Genomic DNA, 12785 nt, shown 5'->3' on the forward strand with positions numbered 1-12785 from the left:
TCGAAACGAAGCCGGCGTTATTGCCGGCTTTTTTGTATGCCTGCCATGGCCTTTTCGCGGGCATGCCCGCTCCCACAGGATGATCACTGCCTTTGGCATCTGTGGAATCCATGTGGGAGCGGGCGAGCCCGCGAAGAGGCCGGTGAAAACAACAACATAGGTGGATCAATGACCGATCAACCCCTGGCCCTGACCGTAGAACAAGGCCTGCACGCAGAACAGGAACTGCTGGCCGCCGTCTGCCGCGGCGATCGCTACAGTGGCGTGCTGTTCTGGCGCCCGACCGACCACGCCCTGGTCATGCCCCGGCGCATGAGCCGTCTGGACAATTTCGAAGCCGCCTGCTCGGAGCTGGCGATTGCCGGCTGGCCGGTGCTGCTGCGCGAAACCGGCGGCGAGCCGGTTCCGCAATCACACTCCACGGTGAATGTTGCCCTAGTCTATGTTGCCCCCCGCAGCGAAGGCGACCACGGCCGCATCGAAAACGCCTACGAGCGCCTGTGCCTGCCGCTGTGTGACGTGCTGCGCGAGTGGGGTGGGGTGGCGTCGGTGGGCGAAATCGACGGTGCCTTCTGCGATGGCCGCTACAACGTCAACCTCAATGGCCGCAAACTGGTGGGCACCGCCCAGCGCTGGCGCCAGGGGCTGGGTGGCAAGCGCCCGGTGGTGCTGGTGCACGGTGCGCTGCTGCTGGACAACGAGCGTGAATCGATGGTGGCGGCGGTCAACCGCTTCAACGAGTGCTGCGAGCTGGAGCAGCGCTGCCGCGCCGATGCGCACATCGCCCTGCACGAAGTGGCGCCTGCGGCCCCATGGTTCGAGCGGCTGTCGCAAGCCTATGCCAAGGTACTGGCCGACCTGCCCAGGGACTAGCGGGTACCGTAGACCACCATGGTCTTGCCTTTGACCTGCACCAGGCTGCGTTCTTCAAGGTCCTTGAGGACGCGGCCGACCATTTCCCGCGAGCAACCGACGATGCGGCCGATTTCCTGACGAGTGATCTTGATCTGCATGCCATCGGGGTGGGTCATGGCGTCGGGTTGCTTGCACAGTTCCAGCAGGCAGCGGGCGACACGCCCGGTAACGTCGAAGAACGCCAGGTCGCCGACCTTGCGCGTGGTGTTGCGCAGGCGCTGGGCCATCTGGCTGCCCAGGGCATAGAGGATTTCCGGGTCCTGGCGCGCCAGTTCGCGAAACTTCTCATAACTGATTTCGGCTACTTCGCATTCGGTCTTGGCGCGCACCCAGGCACTGCGCTGCTGTTCACCCTCGACCGGTTCGAACAGGCCCAACTCGCCGAAGAAGTCGCCATTGTTGAGGTAGGCGATGATCATTTCATGGCCGTCATCGTCCTCGATGAGGATGGTGACCGAACCCTTGATGATGAACGACAGTGTCTCGGCCCGGTCGCCGGCGCAGATGATGTTGCTTTTGGCGGTATAGCGACGGCGCTGGCAGTGCACCAGCAGCTTGTCGATGTTCTTGATCTTGGCGGGTAGGGCGGAAGCAACCATCACGAAATCCTGTTCGATATGACGCATAGGCTTTTTATAAAGGTCGGCTGGCGGGAAGCGCCAGTCATTTGGCGCCAGCTTATCAGACACTACAGGATGTTTCGGTACTAAACCGACACGACTCGTGCTTTTCCCACAGCCGTACAAGGTCTAAGCTGACACCCTTTTCCGAAAATCAGGAGTCCGGGTAGATGAAGGCACGTATCCAGTGGGCCGGTGAGGCGATGTTCCTCGGCGAATCGGGGAGCGGCCATGTCGTCGTGATGGACGGCCCGCCCGAGGCCGGCGGCCGTAACCTGGGCGTGCGCCCGATGGAAATGCTGTTGCTGGGCCTGGGTGGCTGCAGCAGCTTTGACGTGGTCAGCATTCTGAAGAAGTCGCGCCAGGCGGTGGAAAGCTGCGAGGCGTTCCTGGAGGCCGAGCGTGCCAGCGAAGACCCGAAGGTGTTTACCAAGATCCACATGAACTTCGTGGTCAAGGGGCGTGGGCTGAAGGAGGCCCAAGTCAAGCGTGCGGTAGAGCTGTCGGCGGAGAAGTATTGCTCGGCTTCGATCATGCTCGAGCGTGCCGGGGTTGAGATTACCCACGGGTACGAGATTGTAGAGCTGGGCTGAACCGCAGACTTCCGGGGCTGCGTTGCAGCCCATCGCCGGCAAGCCAGCTCCCACAGGGATAGCACATGGCTTGAGGTCAATGCGGTCGAGGTGGGAGCTGGCTTGCCGGCGATGGGGCGCGGAGCGGCCCCGACAATTTCAGCTGCGAAGCGCCGGCAGCGCAGCACGCACCCATCCCGGCAAACAACCGCGCATCACCCGGCTCAACCGCTCCCGCCGCTTCTGGTAAACCAGTCCCAGCCCGATAACCCCCAGCCCGATCAAGGTCACCACCACCGGGAACAGCAGCGAGTCGGCAAACACCTCGTACGACAGGTACCCCAGGTAAGCCGCCACACCCAACGCCCCGAACACCATGAACACCGGCCGGCGCAACAGCACCGCCATACCCATCAGGGCAATATTGATCAGGCAGTACAGGGCCTTGCCCAGCTCGCTGCCGCTGTCCACCAGCGTCAGCCCGCCCCAGAATGCCGCCAGCCCGGCCAGGTAGCCCCAGTGGGCGTAGTCTTCGCGGGTGCGGCCGTCCACCCCGACGAACACCACCAGCAACCCGAGCCCGAACCACAGCGAAACCTCGCGGCGCTGTTCCCAGCTGAATGGCGAGCCGAAGAACCATTCGCTTAGGTCCATCGACATGAACCACAAGGCCACGGCAATCGGCATGACGATGAACGGGTAGGGGATCAGCCTCAGCATCAACAGCCCGGCAAGCACCGTGGCTGCTTCCATTGCCAGCCAGCCGCCCTGCACGTAGGTGTAGTACTGGTGATAGTTAGCCTGCGCATCATCCATTGGCCACCAGCCAGCCAGCCGTTCGATGGCGAACACCGCCAATGGCACGATGCTGACCGCGACTGCCGCCAGTACCCCGGCCGCGACGGGCTGTACGCGCCGTTGCAGGTTAACGGCGAACAGCGTGAGCAGCAGGATATAGAGGCTGGCGATGACCAGCAGCGCCCAGTCGCCGATGCGCATCCAGGCTTCGGTGAGCAGCCAGCCCATGGCTGCCATGATCAGCATGGCGCCGAAGTAGAAAGCCACATGGGCCAGCTGGAAGCTGCCGCGCTGTGCCGGCTGCTGGCACAGGAAGGCCAGCAGGGCCTGGTCCTGGCCCGGCTGGAGAATGCCGGCTTGCACGGCGCGCGCCAGGTCCTTGGCGTCGAAACGGTCCGTCATGGTGATGCCTTCAGATACGGTAGGTGCTCTTGGTCATGACCTTGGCCAACAGGCTCATGCCAAAGCGAACAGGGGCGGGGAAGCGATAACCGCCGGCTTCCAGTGCAGACTCGGCGTGCTGTTCCTCATCGATGCGCATCTGCTCGAGGATGGCCCGGGACTTTTCGTCTTCCTGCGGGATCTGCTCCAGGTGCTCGTCGAGGTGCTTGCAAACCTGGTGCTCGGTGGCGGCGACGAAGCCCAGGCTGATCTTGTCGCTGACCAGCCCGGCGAGTGCGCCGATACCGAACGACATGCCGTAGAACAACGGGTTGAGCACGCTGGGGTGGCTGTTCAGCTGGCGAATGCGCTGTTCGCACCAGGCCAGGTGGTCCACTTCTTCCTCGGCGGCGTGTTCCATGGCCTTGCGCACTTCGGGCAGCTTGGCGGTCAGGGCCTGGCCCTGGTACAGCGCCTGGGCGCACACTTCACCGGTGTGGTTGATACGCATCAGCCCGGCAACATGACGAGCCTGCTGTTCGTCCAGGTCGACGTCCGGCTGGACGATGGCCGGCGATGGGCGGGCGGGTTGGCCGCTGAAGGGCAGCAAGGTGCGCATGGCGGTATCGGCCTGCAGCAACAAGCGGTCGAGCGGCGAGTAGTGACGTTCGGTAGCCATCGGGCACCTCCGCAAGAATGTGCCCGACAGTTTACCGCAATAGTGGCAGGGTCGCTTGCCGTGGATCAGCCCGGTGGCCAGTGCATCTGGCGCTGGCCAAGCACGTGCATGTGGATGTGGTAGACGGTCTGGCCGCCTTGCTCGTTGCAGTTCATCACTACGCGGAAGCCTTCCTCGCAGCCAAGTTCCTTGGCCAGACGCTGGGCGGTGAACAAGATATGACCAGCCAGGCCTTTGTCTTCTTCGGTCAAGTCATTGAGGGTGCGGATGTGCTTTTTCGGGATGACCAGAAAATGCACGGGCGCCTGGGGGGCGATATCGTGGAACGCCAGAACCTGGTCGTCCTCGTAGATGATCTTCGCCGGGATCTCCCGGTTGATGATCTTGATGAATAAATCGTCCACAGCACTTGCTCCATGGTGAGGGTCGGGCCGAGTGTACTCAGCCGGGCGCCGCTCGCCCAGTGGCTATTCCATGCCGACCGGGCAATAGCGGCGGTGGATGGCCCCGGCCAGCTTGCGCACCAGCCAGCGCGGCAGCAGGCGCGGGGCGAACGCCAGCAAGCGATTACGCCGGCCGGGCAGTATCAGTGCGCGGTTCTTGTCCAGCGCGCGCACGGTGTACAGCGCCACTTCCTCAGGGCTGAGACAGCGTGGCTTGCCATCCAGCCGCGGAATGCGCCGGCGCGAGGAGCGCACCGGGCCGGGGCACAGTACCGAAACCTTGATGCCGGTGCGCTTGAGTTCTTCACGCAAGGCCTGGGAGAAGCTCAGCACATAGGCCTTGCTGGCGGCATAGGCGGCCATCCACGGGCCAGGCGCCACCCCGGCCAGGCCGGCGACATTGAGGATCTGCCCGCCGCCCTGCACGGCCATCAGGTTACCGATGGCGTGGCACAGGCGGCTCAGGGCCAGCACGTTGACTTCCAGCAGGTCCTGTTCGTCGGCCCACTCATGGGCCAGGAATGGCCCGTAGGTGCGCAGGCCGGCACAATTGACCAGCAGGTCGATGCGCCGCTCGCCTTCCTCCAGCTCCAGCACGAAGCCCGACAGGCGCAACGGCTGGCTGAGGTCGCAGGCACGGAACAGCACCTCGACACCGAAGCGTTGGGTCAGCTCGATGGCCACCGGTTCCAGCGTTTCACGCTGGCGTGCCACCAGGATCAGATTGCGCCCGCGCCGCGCCAGGGCTTCCGCCAGGGCCAGGCCCAGGCCGCTGGAAGCACCAGTGATCATGGCGTAACGGGTCATGCAAGGCTCCTGGGGGCTGAAGAGGGCGCCTAGTGTACAGCTTGGCCGGGCAAGGTGTTGCCTTTTGCTACAGGGTGCGGGCGCGCAGGGCCTGGCAGCGTTCCAGGGCGTCCCGGTATTCGTCATGCAGCCGTCCGATCAGCGCGCTGGCGCTGGGCAGGTCGTCGATACCGCCGACCCCCTGGCCCGCCGACCACACGGTCTTCCAGGCCTTGGCTTCGTCGTCGATCGGCTTGAGCTTGCCTTGCTCATGGCTGCACTTGATGGCGTTCATGTCATAGCCGGCCTGTTCCAGGCTCGGGCGCAGGAAGCTGGCGGGGACGCCGGACACCGCCGGGGTGTGGACGATGTCGGCGGCATGGGAATCGAGCAGCATCTGCTTGTAGGCGCTCGGGGCCTGGCTTTCTGCGGTGGCGATGAAGCGGGTGCCCATGTACGCAAGGTCCGCACCCAGCATTTGCGCGGCGAGGATCTCGTGGCCGTGGTTGAGGCAGCCGGCCAGCAGCAGGGTCTTGTCGAAGAACTGGCGAATCTCCGCGGCCAGGGCGAACGGGCTCCAGGTGCCCGCATGGCCGCCTGCGCCTGCAGCAACGGCGATCAGGCCATCGACACCGGCTTCGGCGGCTTTCTCGGCATGGCGGCGGGTGGTGACATCGTGGAACACCAGGCCGCCGTAGCCATGCACGGCATCGACCACTTCCTTCACCGCGCCGAGGCTGGTGATGACGATCGGCACGCGGTGTTCCACGCACAACGCCAGGTCGGCCTGCAGGCGCGGGTTGGTCGGGTGGACGATCAGGTTGACGGCATAGGGAGCTGTCGCCTGCAACTGTGCGAGGCCTGCCTCGATTTCCTCCAGCCAGGCCTTGAAGCCGGCGCTGTCGCGCTGGTTCAGGGCCGGGAAGCTGCCGACCACGCCGCTGGAGCAGCAGGCCAGTACCAGCCTGGGGTTGGAGATCAGGAACATCGGTGCGGCAACCACGGGCAGGCGCAGGCGTTGTTCGAGGGAGGCAGGTAACGACATGGCAAGGCTCCTTGAGCGGGTGGCTATGTCAGAACGGTTTGACCACCACCAGAATCACGATACCCAGCAGGAACAGCACGGGCACTTCGTTGAACCAGCGATAGTAGACGTGGCTGCGGGTGTTGCTGCCGCTGGCGAAGCGCTTGCGCTGGGCGCCGCACATGTGATGGTAGACGGTCAGCAGGATGACCAGGGTCAGCTTGGCATGCAGCCAGCCCTGGCTGAGCCAGCCGGGCGTGAGGTAGAGCATCCACGCGCCGAACACGTAGGTGGCGATCATCGCTGGATTCATGATGCCGCGAAACAGCTTGCGCTCCATGGTCACGAAGCGTTCCTGGCTGATGCTGTCCTGGCTTTGGGCGTGGTAGACGAACAGCCGCGGCAGGTAGAACAGGCCGGCGAACCAGCAGACCACGCTGACGATATGCAGCGCTTTGATCCATAGGTAAAGCATGGGGGAGTTCCTTCAGGTATTCACGGTCGTCAGATAGTAGTGGTCAAGCGCCCGAAGGGTCACCCGAAGAGTTGTTACAGGCGCCTTGCGCCCCTATTATCGTGCGCTTTCCAGACGGCTCGTTGATAAGGGGCAAGCGTTATGATCAAGGTCGGTATCGTCGGCGGCACGGGTTACACCGGCGTCGAACTGTTGCGTCTGCTGGCACAGCATCCACAGGCCGAAGTGGCGGTCATCACTTCGCGCTCCGAGGCGGGCGTTGCAGTGGCGGACATGTACCCGAACCTGCGCGGCCACTATGACGGGCTGGCGTTCAGCGTGCCGGACAGCAAGACCCTGGCCGCCTGCGACGTGGTGTTCTTCGCCACCCCGCACGGTGTTGCCCACGCCCTGGCTGGCGAACTGCTGGCGGCCGGTACCAAGGTGATCGACCTGTCGGCCGACTTCCGCCTGCAGGACGCCGCCGAGTGGGGCAAGTGGTACGGCCAGCCGCACGGTGCGCCAGAGCTGCTCAAGGACGCGGTATACGGCCTGCCTGAAGTCAACCGCGAGAAGATTCGCCAGGCACGCCTGATCGCTGTGCCGGGTTGCTACCCGACCGCCACCCAACTGGGCTTCCTGCCGCTGCTGGAAGCTGGCCTGGCCGACCCGTCGCGGCTGATCGCCGACTGCAAGTCGGGTGTCAGCGGCGCTGGCCGTGGTGCGGCGGTGGGCTCGCTGTTCTGCGAGGCCGGCGAAAGCATGAAAGCCTATGCAGTGAAGGGCCATCGCCACCTGCCGGAAATCAGCCAGGGCCTGCGCCTGGCCGCTGGCAAGGATATCGGCCTGACTTTCGTGCCGCACCTGACGCCAATGATTCGTGGCATCCACGCCACCCTGTACGCTACCGTCGCCGACACCTCGGTCGACCTGCAGGCGCTGTTCGAGAAGCGTTACGCCAATGAACCGTTCGTCGATGTGATGCCAGCTGGCAGCCACCCGGAAACCCGCAGTGTGCGCGGCGCCAACGTCTGCCGCATTGCCGTTCATCGCCCGCAAGGTGGTGACCTGGTGGTGGTGCTGTCGGTGATCGACAACCTGGTCAAGGGCGCGTCCGGCCAGGCGGTGCAGAACCTCAACATCCTGTTCGGCCTGGACGAGCGCATGGGCTTGTCACACGCGGGCCTGCTGCCGTAAGCCGCCAGCGTTCGAAAAGGCCCGCGTCGTGCGGGCCTTTTTGTAGGTCGCGACTAAAGCCGCACAATTCTTGACCGATTTTCTCGGGAAAGCGGATAATGCGCGTCATCGAGTTTTATGGCGGCTACCACGCCGGGAGAATCAACATGAGCGTCGAAACCTTCACCCCCACCGCTTTGGAATTCACCCACGGCGCTGCGCAAAAGGTGAAGAACCTGGTTTCCGAGGAAGGCAACGATCGTCTGAAGCTGCGCGTGTTCGTCACCGGTGGCGGCTGCTCGGGCTTCCAGTATGGCTTCACCTTCGATGAAGACGTGGCCGAAGACGACACCATCGTCGAGCGCGAAGGTGTTTCCCTTGTGGTCGACCCGATGAGCTTCCAGTACCTGGCCGGCGCCGAGGTGGATTACCAGGAAGGCCTGGAAGGCTCGCGCTTCGTGATCAAGAACCCGAACGCTGCCACCACCTGTGGCTGCGGCTCCTCGTTCTCGATCTGAGGCCTGGCCATACGAAAACGCCGCGCAATTGCGCGGCGTTTTGCTTTCTGGCGTAACGTTCAGGCCGGGTAGATTGCGCCGAGTACGCGCAGGCCCTTGGCCGCTGTCACGCTAGGGCGATTGGCAGCGATGCCTTCCAGGCAACAGTGGGCCAGCCAAGCGAAGGCCATGGCTTCGACCCAGTCCGGGTCCACGCCATGGGCGCCGGTGCTGGCGACACGGGCGTCGGGCAGCAACTGGCCGAGGCGTGCCATCAGGGCGCCGTTGCGCGCACCGCCACCGCAGACCAGCAGCGCTTCGGTGCCTTGCTGGGCGTTGCTCAACGAGTCGATGATGCTGCGCGCGGTCAGTTCCAGCAATGTTGCCTGTACGTCCTCGTCGCGGTAAGCGGGCAGGCGGGCCAGGTGACCATCCAGCCAGGGCAGGTTGAATACTTCGCGGCCGGTGCTCTTCGGGCCGCTGCTGGCGAAGAACGGGTCGGCCAGCAGTGCGCTGAGCAAGTCGGCCTGCACCACGCCCGAGGCAGCCCAAGCCCCATCCGCATCGTAGGCCTGGCCGCGCTTGCGTTCGATCCAGGCATCCAGCAGCACGTTGCCCGGGCCGCAGTCGAAGCCGTGGACTGGCTTGTCGTGTTCGATCAGGCTGAGGTTGCTGAAACCGCCCACGTTGAGAACGGCCAGGCGCTGGCCCAGGTGGCTGAACAGGGTTTCATGGAAGGCCGGCACCAGTGGCGCACCTTGGCCGCCGGCGGCCACATCGCGACGGCGGAAGTCGGCGACCACGCTGATACCGGTAAGCTCGGCCAGCAGCGCCGGGTTGCCGATCTGCACGGTAAAGCCGCGTGCAGGTTCGTGGCGGATGGTCTGGCCGTGGCTGCCGATGGCGCGGATGGCTCCGGCCTGCAGCCCTTGCCTGGCCAGCAGTTGGCGGATGCCTTCGCCTGCCAGGCTGGCCCAGCGGTTTTCCGCCAGTGCAGCGCGGGCGATCTCGTCAGGGCCGCTGCTGCAAAGGCCCAGCAGTTCCTGGCGCAGGTCGCCGGGCATGGGCAGGTAGTGGGTGGCGAGCAGTTGGAGCTGCTCGCCTTGTTCGATCAAGGCAATGTCCAGGCCATCGAGGCTGGTGCCGGACATTACCCCCAGGTAGAGCGCCATGGGCTTAGCGCTTGTTCGCTGCGAGCAGGGTGGCCTTTTCCTGATCCATACGGGCGATCAGGGGTTGGCTCTGCTGCAGGAAACGCTGGCGCTCGTTCCTGGCGATCGGGTCGGCCATCGGCACTTTCTGGCTCAGCGGGTCGACGTGCACACCATTGACCTGGAACTCGTAGTGCAGGTGGGGACCGGTGGACAGGCCGGTGGTGCCGATGTAGCCGATGATCTGGCCCTGCTTGACCGAGCCGCCGGTCTTGATGCCCTTGGCAAAGCCCTGCATGTGGCCGTACAGCGTCTTGTAGCGGTTACCGTGCTGGATGATCACGGTGTTGCCGTAACCACCGCGGCGCCCGGCCAGCTCGATGCGGCCGTCACCGGCTGCCTTGATCGGAGTGCCGCGCGGGGCGGCGTAGTCGACGCCTTTGTGGGCACGGATCTTGTTCAGGATCGGGTGCTTGCGGCCGGCGGAGAAGCGCGAGCTGATGCGGGCAAAGTCGACCGGGGTGCGGATGAAGGCCTTGCGCAGGCTGTTGCCATCAGCGGTGTAGTAGCTGGTGTTGCCCTGCTTGTTGGTATAGCGCACGGCGGTGTAGGTCTTGCCGCGGTTGGTGAAGCGCGCGGACAGGATGTTACCGGTGCCGACGACCTTGCCGTCCATTACCTTCTGCTCGTAGACCACGTCGAATTCATCGCCCGGGCGAATGTCCTGGGCGAAATCGATGTCGTAACCCAGCACGCGGGCCATGTCCATGGTCATGCTGTGGGACAGGCCGGCGCGCTGGGCCGAGGCCGACAGCGAGCTTTTGATCACGCCGTGGGCGTAGGCGGTACGCACTACCGGCTTGCTGATTTCGCGGTTGAAGGTATAGCCCTTGTCGGTCTTGGTCAGGCGAATGGTTTCGAGGTTGCTGACCTTGCTGTGCAGGCTGGCCAGCTGGCCGTCCTTGTCGAGCTCGAACTGCAGCACCTGGCCGTGCTTGAGCTGGCTGAACTGCTTGGCCTGCTTGTTGCTGGCCAGCAGGTCGTGCACCGCATTGCTCGGCAAGCCGACCTTGGCGAACAGGGTGGACAGGGTATCGCCCCGGGCTACAGTGACTTCGCGGTGGCTGGGTTGCTTGGCGGCTTCGACGACCGGTTCGGCCGCAGGGGCTTCCTGCTCGGCGTTCTGGGTCTCGGGGGTGGTCTCTTCGATTTGGGCGAATGGCGAGCCTTGCTCACCTTCTGCCTGCACCAGGGGCGCAGCGCGGGATTCGTCCTTCAACTGCTCGGCAGGGCTCTCCAGCTCGAGGTTGAGGGTGGTTTTCTTGGCTTCCACTTCGCTGGAGGGAAACACCAGCAGGGCCAGGCTGAGCAGGGCGGCGATGCCGCTGGCGGCCAACAGATGGCTTTTCGGATAAAGCGGGGGCGCTTTAGGCGGTTCGTTGGTCATGGGCAAGGTGACTTTGAAAAAGGTGAAATGGAAAAGATGAATGACATGATGAAGATGAAATAACTGTATAAAATATAACCAAATCCATTTTCACGCAAGGGCGCGTAGACGCCGCAAGCCCATGTTCGGGTCACATTCCTTTGCGAAACTTGTAATTGACGGCCGATCTTGTATGGTTGGCTCCCCCTGAATCTGAGCCTTGCGGGTTTGTCTATGAAGTCGGTTGAAGAGCAGCTGGCGCTTATCAAGCGCGGTGCGGAAGAAGTACTGGTCGAGTCGGAACTGGTGGAGAAGCTCAAGCGCGGCCAGCCTCTGCGCATCAAGGCCGGCTTCGACCCGACCGCGCCTGACCTGCACCTTGGGCACACGGTGCTGATCAACAAGCTGCGCCAGTTCCAGGACCTGGGGCACCAGGTCATCTTCCTGATCGGTGACTTCACCGGCATGATCGGTGACCCGAGCGGCAAGAGCGCCACGCGCCCGCCGCTGACCCGCGAGCAGGTGCTGGAAAACGCCGAGACCTACAAGCAGCAGGTGTTCAAGATCCTCGACCCGGCCAAGACCGAGGTCGCGTTCAACTCCACCTGGATGGACAAGCTGACCCCGGCCGACTTCATTCGCCTGGCATCGCAGTACACCGTGGCGCGCATGCTCGAGCGCGATGACTTCGACAAGCGCTACACCACCAACCAGCCTATTGCCATCCATGAGTTCCTGTACCCGCTGGTGCAGGGTTATGACTCGGTGGCGCTGAAGGCGGATGTCGAGCTGGGTGGTACCGACCAGAAGTTCAACCTGCTGATGGGGCGTGAGCTGCAGCGCGCCTATGGCCAGGAAGCGCAGAACATCGTGACCATGCCGCTGCTCGAAGGGCTCGACGGCGTGAAGAAGATGTCCAAGTCGCTGGGTAACTATGTAGGTATCCAGGAAGCGCCGGGGGTGATGTACAGCAAGCTGGTGTCGATCCCGGATACCCTGATGTGGCGCTACTTCGAACTGCTGAGCTTCCGTTCGATGGAAGAGATCGAGCAGTTCCGTGCCGACGTCGCCAATGGTGCCAACCCGCGCGACATCAAGATCAAGCTGGCGGAAGAGATCGTTGCGCGCTTCCATGGCGAGGAGGCTGCGGCCAATGCTCACCGTGCCGCAGGTAACCGTATGAAGGAAGGCGAGCTGCCGGAAGATCTGCCGGAAATCGAAGTGGCTGCGGGCGAAAGCCTGCCGATTGCTGCCGTACTGAACCGGGCTGGCCTGGTGAAGAACTCGGCTCAAGCGCGGGACTTGCTGAGTGGTGGTGCGGTGAAGGTCGATGGTGCGGTGGTTGATCGTGACTTCATGTTTGCGCTGGGTGCTACCCATGTGTGCCAGGCGGGCAAGAAGTCGTTTGCCCGGGTTACGCTCAAGGCTGAGTGATAGTCGGTAGGTGTAGCTATATAGAAGCGGGGAGGCCGACAGGTCTCCCCGCTTTGTTTTTCAGCGATATTGAAGTTTCTTGAAATTAAGGGTTGACGGGGTTTCGAATCCCCTTATAATGCGCCCCACTTCCAGCGACGCCGGAACGACAAACTCCTTGAGATTCAATGAGTTAGATAGTTGAAGCGAAGTTGAAAGGGCTACGATCGAATGATCGACAGCGGTTGAAATGGTGGTTGACAGCGCTTCTAAACGCTGTATGATTCGCCTCCCGCTACGAGAGATCGCAGTGAGTCAAGTGTTTGAAGCTAAACGAGTTTCTCGCAAAAAACTTCAAAATAAACGCTTGACAGCAAATGAGGAAAGCGTAGAATGCTCGCCTCGGTTGAGACGAAAAGCTCTTGACCAAACGCTCTTTAACAAATCGAA

Annotated in this window: 14 protein-coding genes; 5 read left to right on the forward strand and 9 right to left on the reverse strand. The window is 63.1% G+C overall.

From position 1 onward, the window contains the following. Positions 1-168 precede the first annotated feature (168 nt). Entirely contained in the window at positions 169-873 is a 705-nt protein-coding gene (locus tag ABX298_RS12755; protein ID WP_075044420.1) for a lipoate--protein ligase family protein, read from the forward strand. Here ABX298_RS12755 and crp read toward each other — a convergent pair. After that, positions 870-1514: a cAMP-activated global transcriptional regulator CRP gene (gene crp / locus ABX298_RS12760; RefSeq protein ID WP_012270218.1), complete on the reverse strand. Its 645-nt coding sequence runs from the start codon at positions 1512-1514 to the stop codon at positions 870-872. The two genes, ABX298_RS12755 and crp, sit on opposite strands and share 4 nt — an antisense overlap. A gap of 191 nt (positions 1515-1705) precedes the next feature. On the opposite strand from crp, the gene ABX298_RS12765 reads away from it, so the two are divergent. Further along, positions 1706-2128, forward strand: coding sequence for an OsmC family protein (locus ABX298_RS12765; RefSeq protein WP_004376171.1), 423 nt, complete (start codon positions 1706-1708; stop codon positions 2126-2128). 138 nt (positions 2129-2266) lie between these two features. Here the strand turns inward: ABX298_RS12765 and ABX298_RS12770 are convergent, their stop codons facing one another. The 6 genes from ABX298_RS12770 to hemJ all read right to left on the reverse strand — a co-directional run bounded on the left by ABX298_RS12770 (position 2267) and on the right by hemJ (position 6693). Further along, positions 2267-3307 (reverse strand): DUF2157 domain-containing protein, encoded by a 1041-nt coding sequence (locus ABX298_RS12770; RefSeq protein WP_367394457.1) that lies wholly within the window; start codon positions 3305-3307, stop codon positions 2267-2269. A 10-nt stretch (positions 3308-3317) separates the two neighbouring features. Beyond that, a complete protein-coding gene (coq7, locus tag ABX298_RS12775) occupies positions 3318-3965 on the reverse strand; it encodes a 2-polyprenyl-3-methyl-6-methoxy-1,4-benzoquinone monooxygenase (protein WP_350012948.1) in 648 nt (215 codons plus the stop codon). Positions 3966-4030: 65 nt separating this feature from the next. Continuing rightward, positions 4031-4369, reverse strand: a complete 339-nt coding sequence (locus ABX298_RS12780; protein WP_013970615.1) for a histidine triad nucleotide-binding protein — start codon at positions 4367-4369, stop codon at positions 4031-4033. A 63-nt stretch (positions 4370-4432) separates the two neighbouring features. Continuing rightward, positions 4433-5215: an SDR family oxidoreductase gene (locus ABX298_RS12785; protein ID WP_025337478.1), complete on the reverse strand. Its 783-nt coding sequence runs from the start codon at positions 5213-5215 to the stop codon at positions 4433-4435. 67 nt (positions 5216-5282) lie between these two features. Next, positions 5283-6239: an NAD(P)H-dependent flavin oxidoreductase gene (locus tag ABX298_RS12790; RefSeq protein ID WP_367394458.1), complete on the reverse strand. Its 957-nt coding sequence runs from the start codon at positions 6237-6239 to the stop codon at positions 5283-5285. 28 nt (positions 6240-6267) lie between these two features. Next, positions 6268-6693 (reverse strand): protoporphyrinogen oxidase HemJ, encoded by a 426-nt coding sequence (gene hemJ, locus ABX298_RS12795; protein WP_003258833.1) that lies wholly within the window; start codon positions 6691-6693, stop codon positions 6268-6270. Between the two features lie 141 nt (positions 6694-6834). Between hemJ and argC the strand changes: the two genes are divergently transcribed. Together argC and erpA are read left to right on the forward strand one after the other, a co-directional pair. Beyond that, a complete protein-coding gene (gene argC, locus ABX298_RS12800) occupies positions 6835-7869 on the forward strand; it encodes an N-acetyl-gamma-glutamyl-phosphate reductase (RefSeq protein ID WP_013970618.1) in 1035 nt (344 codons plus the stop codon). Between the two features lie 146 nt (positions 7870-8015). Beyond that, positions 8016-8366 carry an iron-sulfur cluster insertion protein ErpA gene (gene erpA, locus ABX298_RS12805; protein ID WP_015268740.1) on the forward strand — a complete coding sequence of 117 codons (351 nt, stop codon included), beginning with the start codon at positions 8016-8018 and terminating at the stop codon, positions 8364-8366. A gap of 59 nt (positions 8367-8425) precedes the next feature. On the opposite strand, the gene ABX298_RS12810 is transcribed toward erpA, so the two are convergent. Beyond that, a complete protein-coding gene (locus ABX298_RS12810) occupies positions 8426-9517 on the reverse strand; it encodes an anhydro-N-acetylmuramic acid kinase (RefSeq protein ID WP_367394459.1) in 1092 nt (363 codons plus the stop codon). 4 nt (positions 9518-9521) lie between these two features. Further along, complete coding sequence (locus ABX298_RS12815; RefSeq protein ID WP_084785121.1) at positions 9522-10943, reverse strand: peptidoglycan DD-metalloendopeptidase family protein; 1422 nt, start codon at positions 10941-10943, stop codon at positions 9522-9524. A 213-nt stretch (positions 10944-11156) separates the two neighbouring features. On the opposite strand from ABX298_RS12815, the gene tyrS reads away from it, so the two are divergent. Further along, entirely contained in the window at positions 11157-12356 is a 1200-nt protein-coding gene (tyrS, locus tag ABX298_RS12820; protein ID WP_025337483.1) for a tyrosine--tRNA ligase, read from the forward strand. The last annotated feature ends 429 nt before the right edge of the window (positions 12357-12785 follow it).

Source organism: Pseudomonas sp. X4 (assembly GCF_040784925.1).
Classification (GTDB): domain Bacteria; phylum Pseudomonadota; class Gammaproteobacteria; order Pseudomonadales; family Pseudomonadaceae; genus Aquipseudomonas; species Aquipseudomonas putida_Z.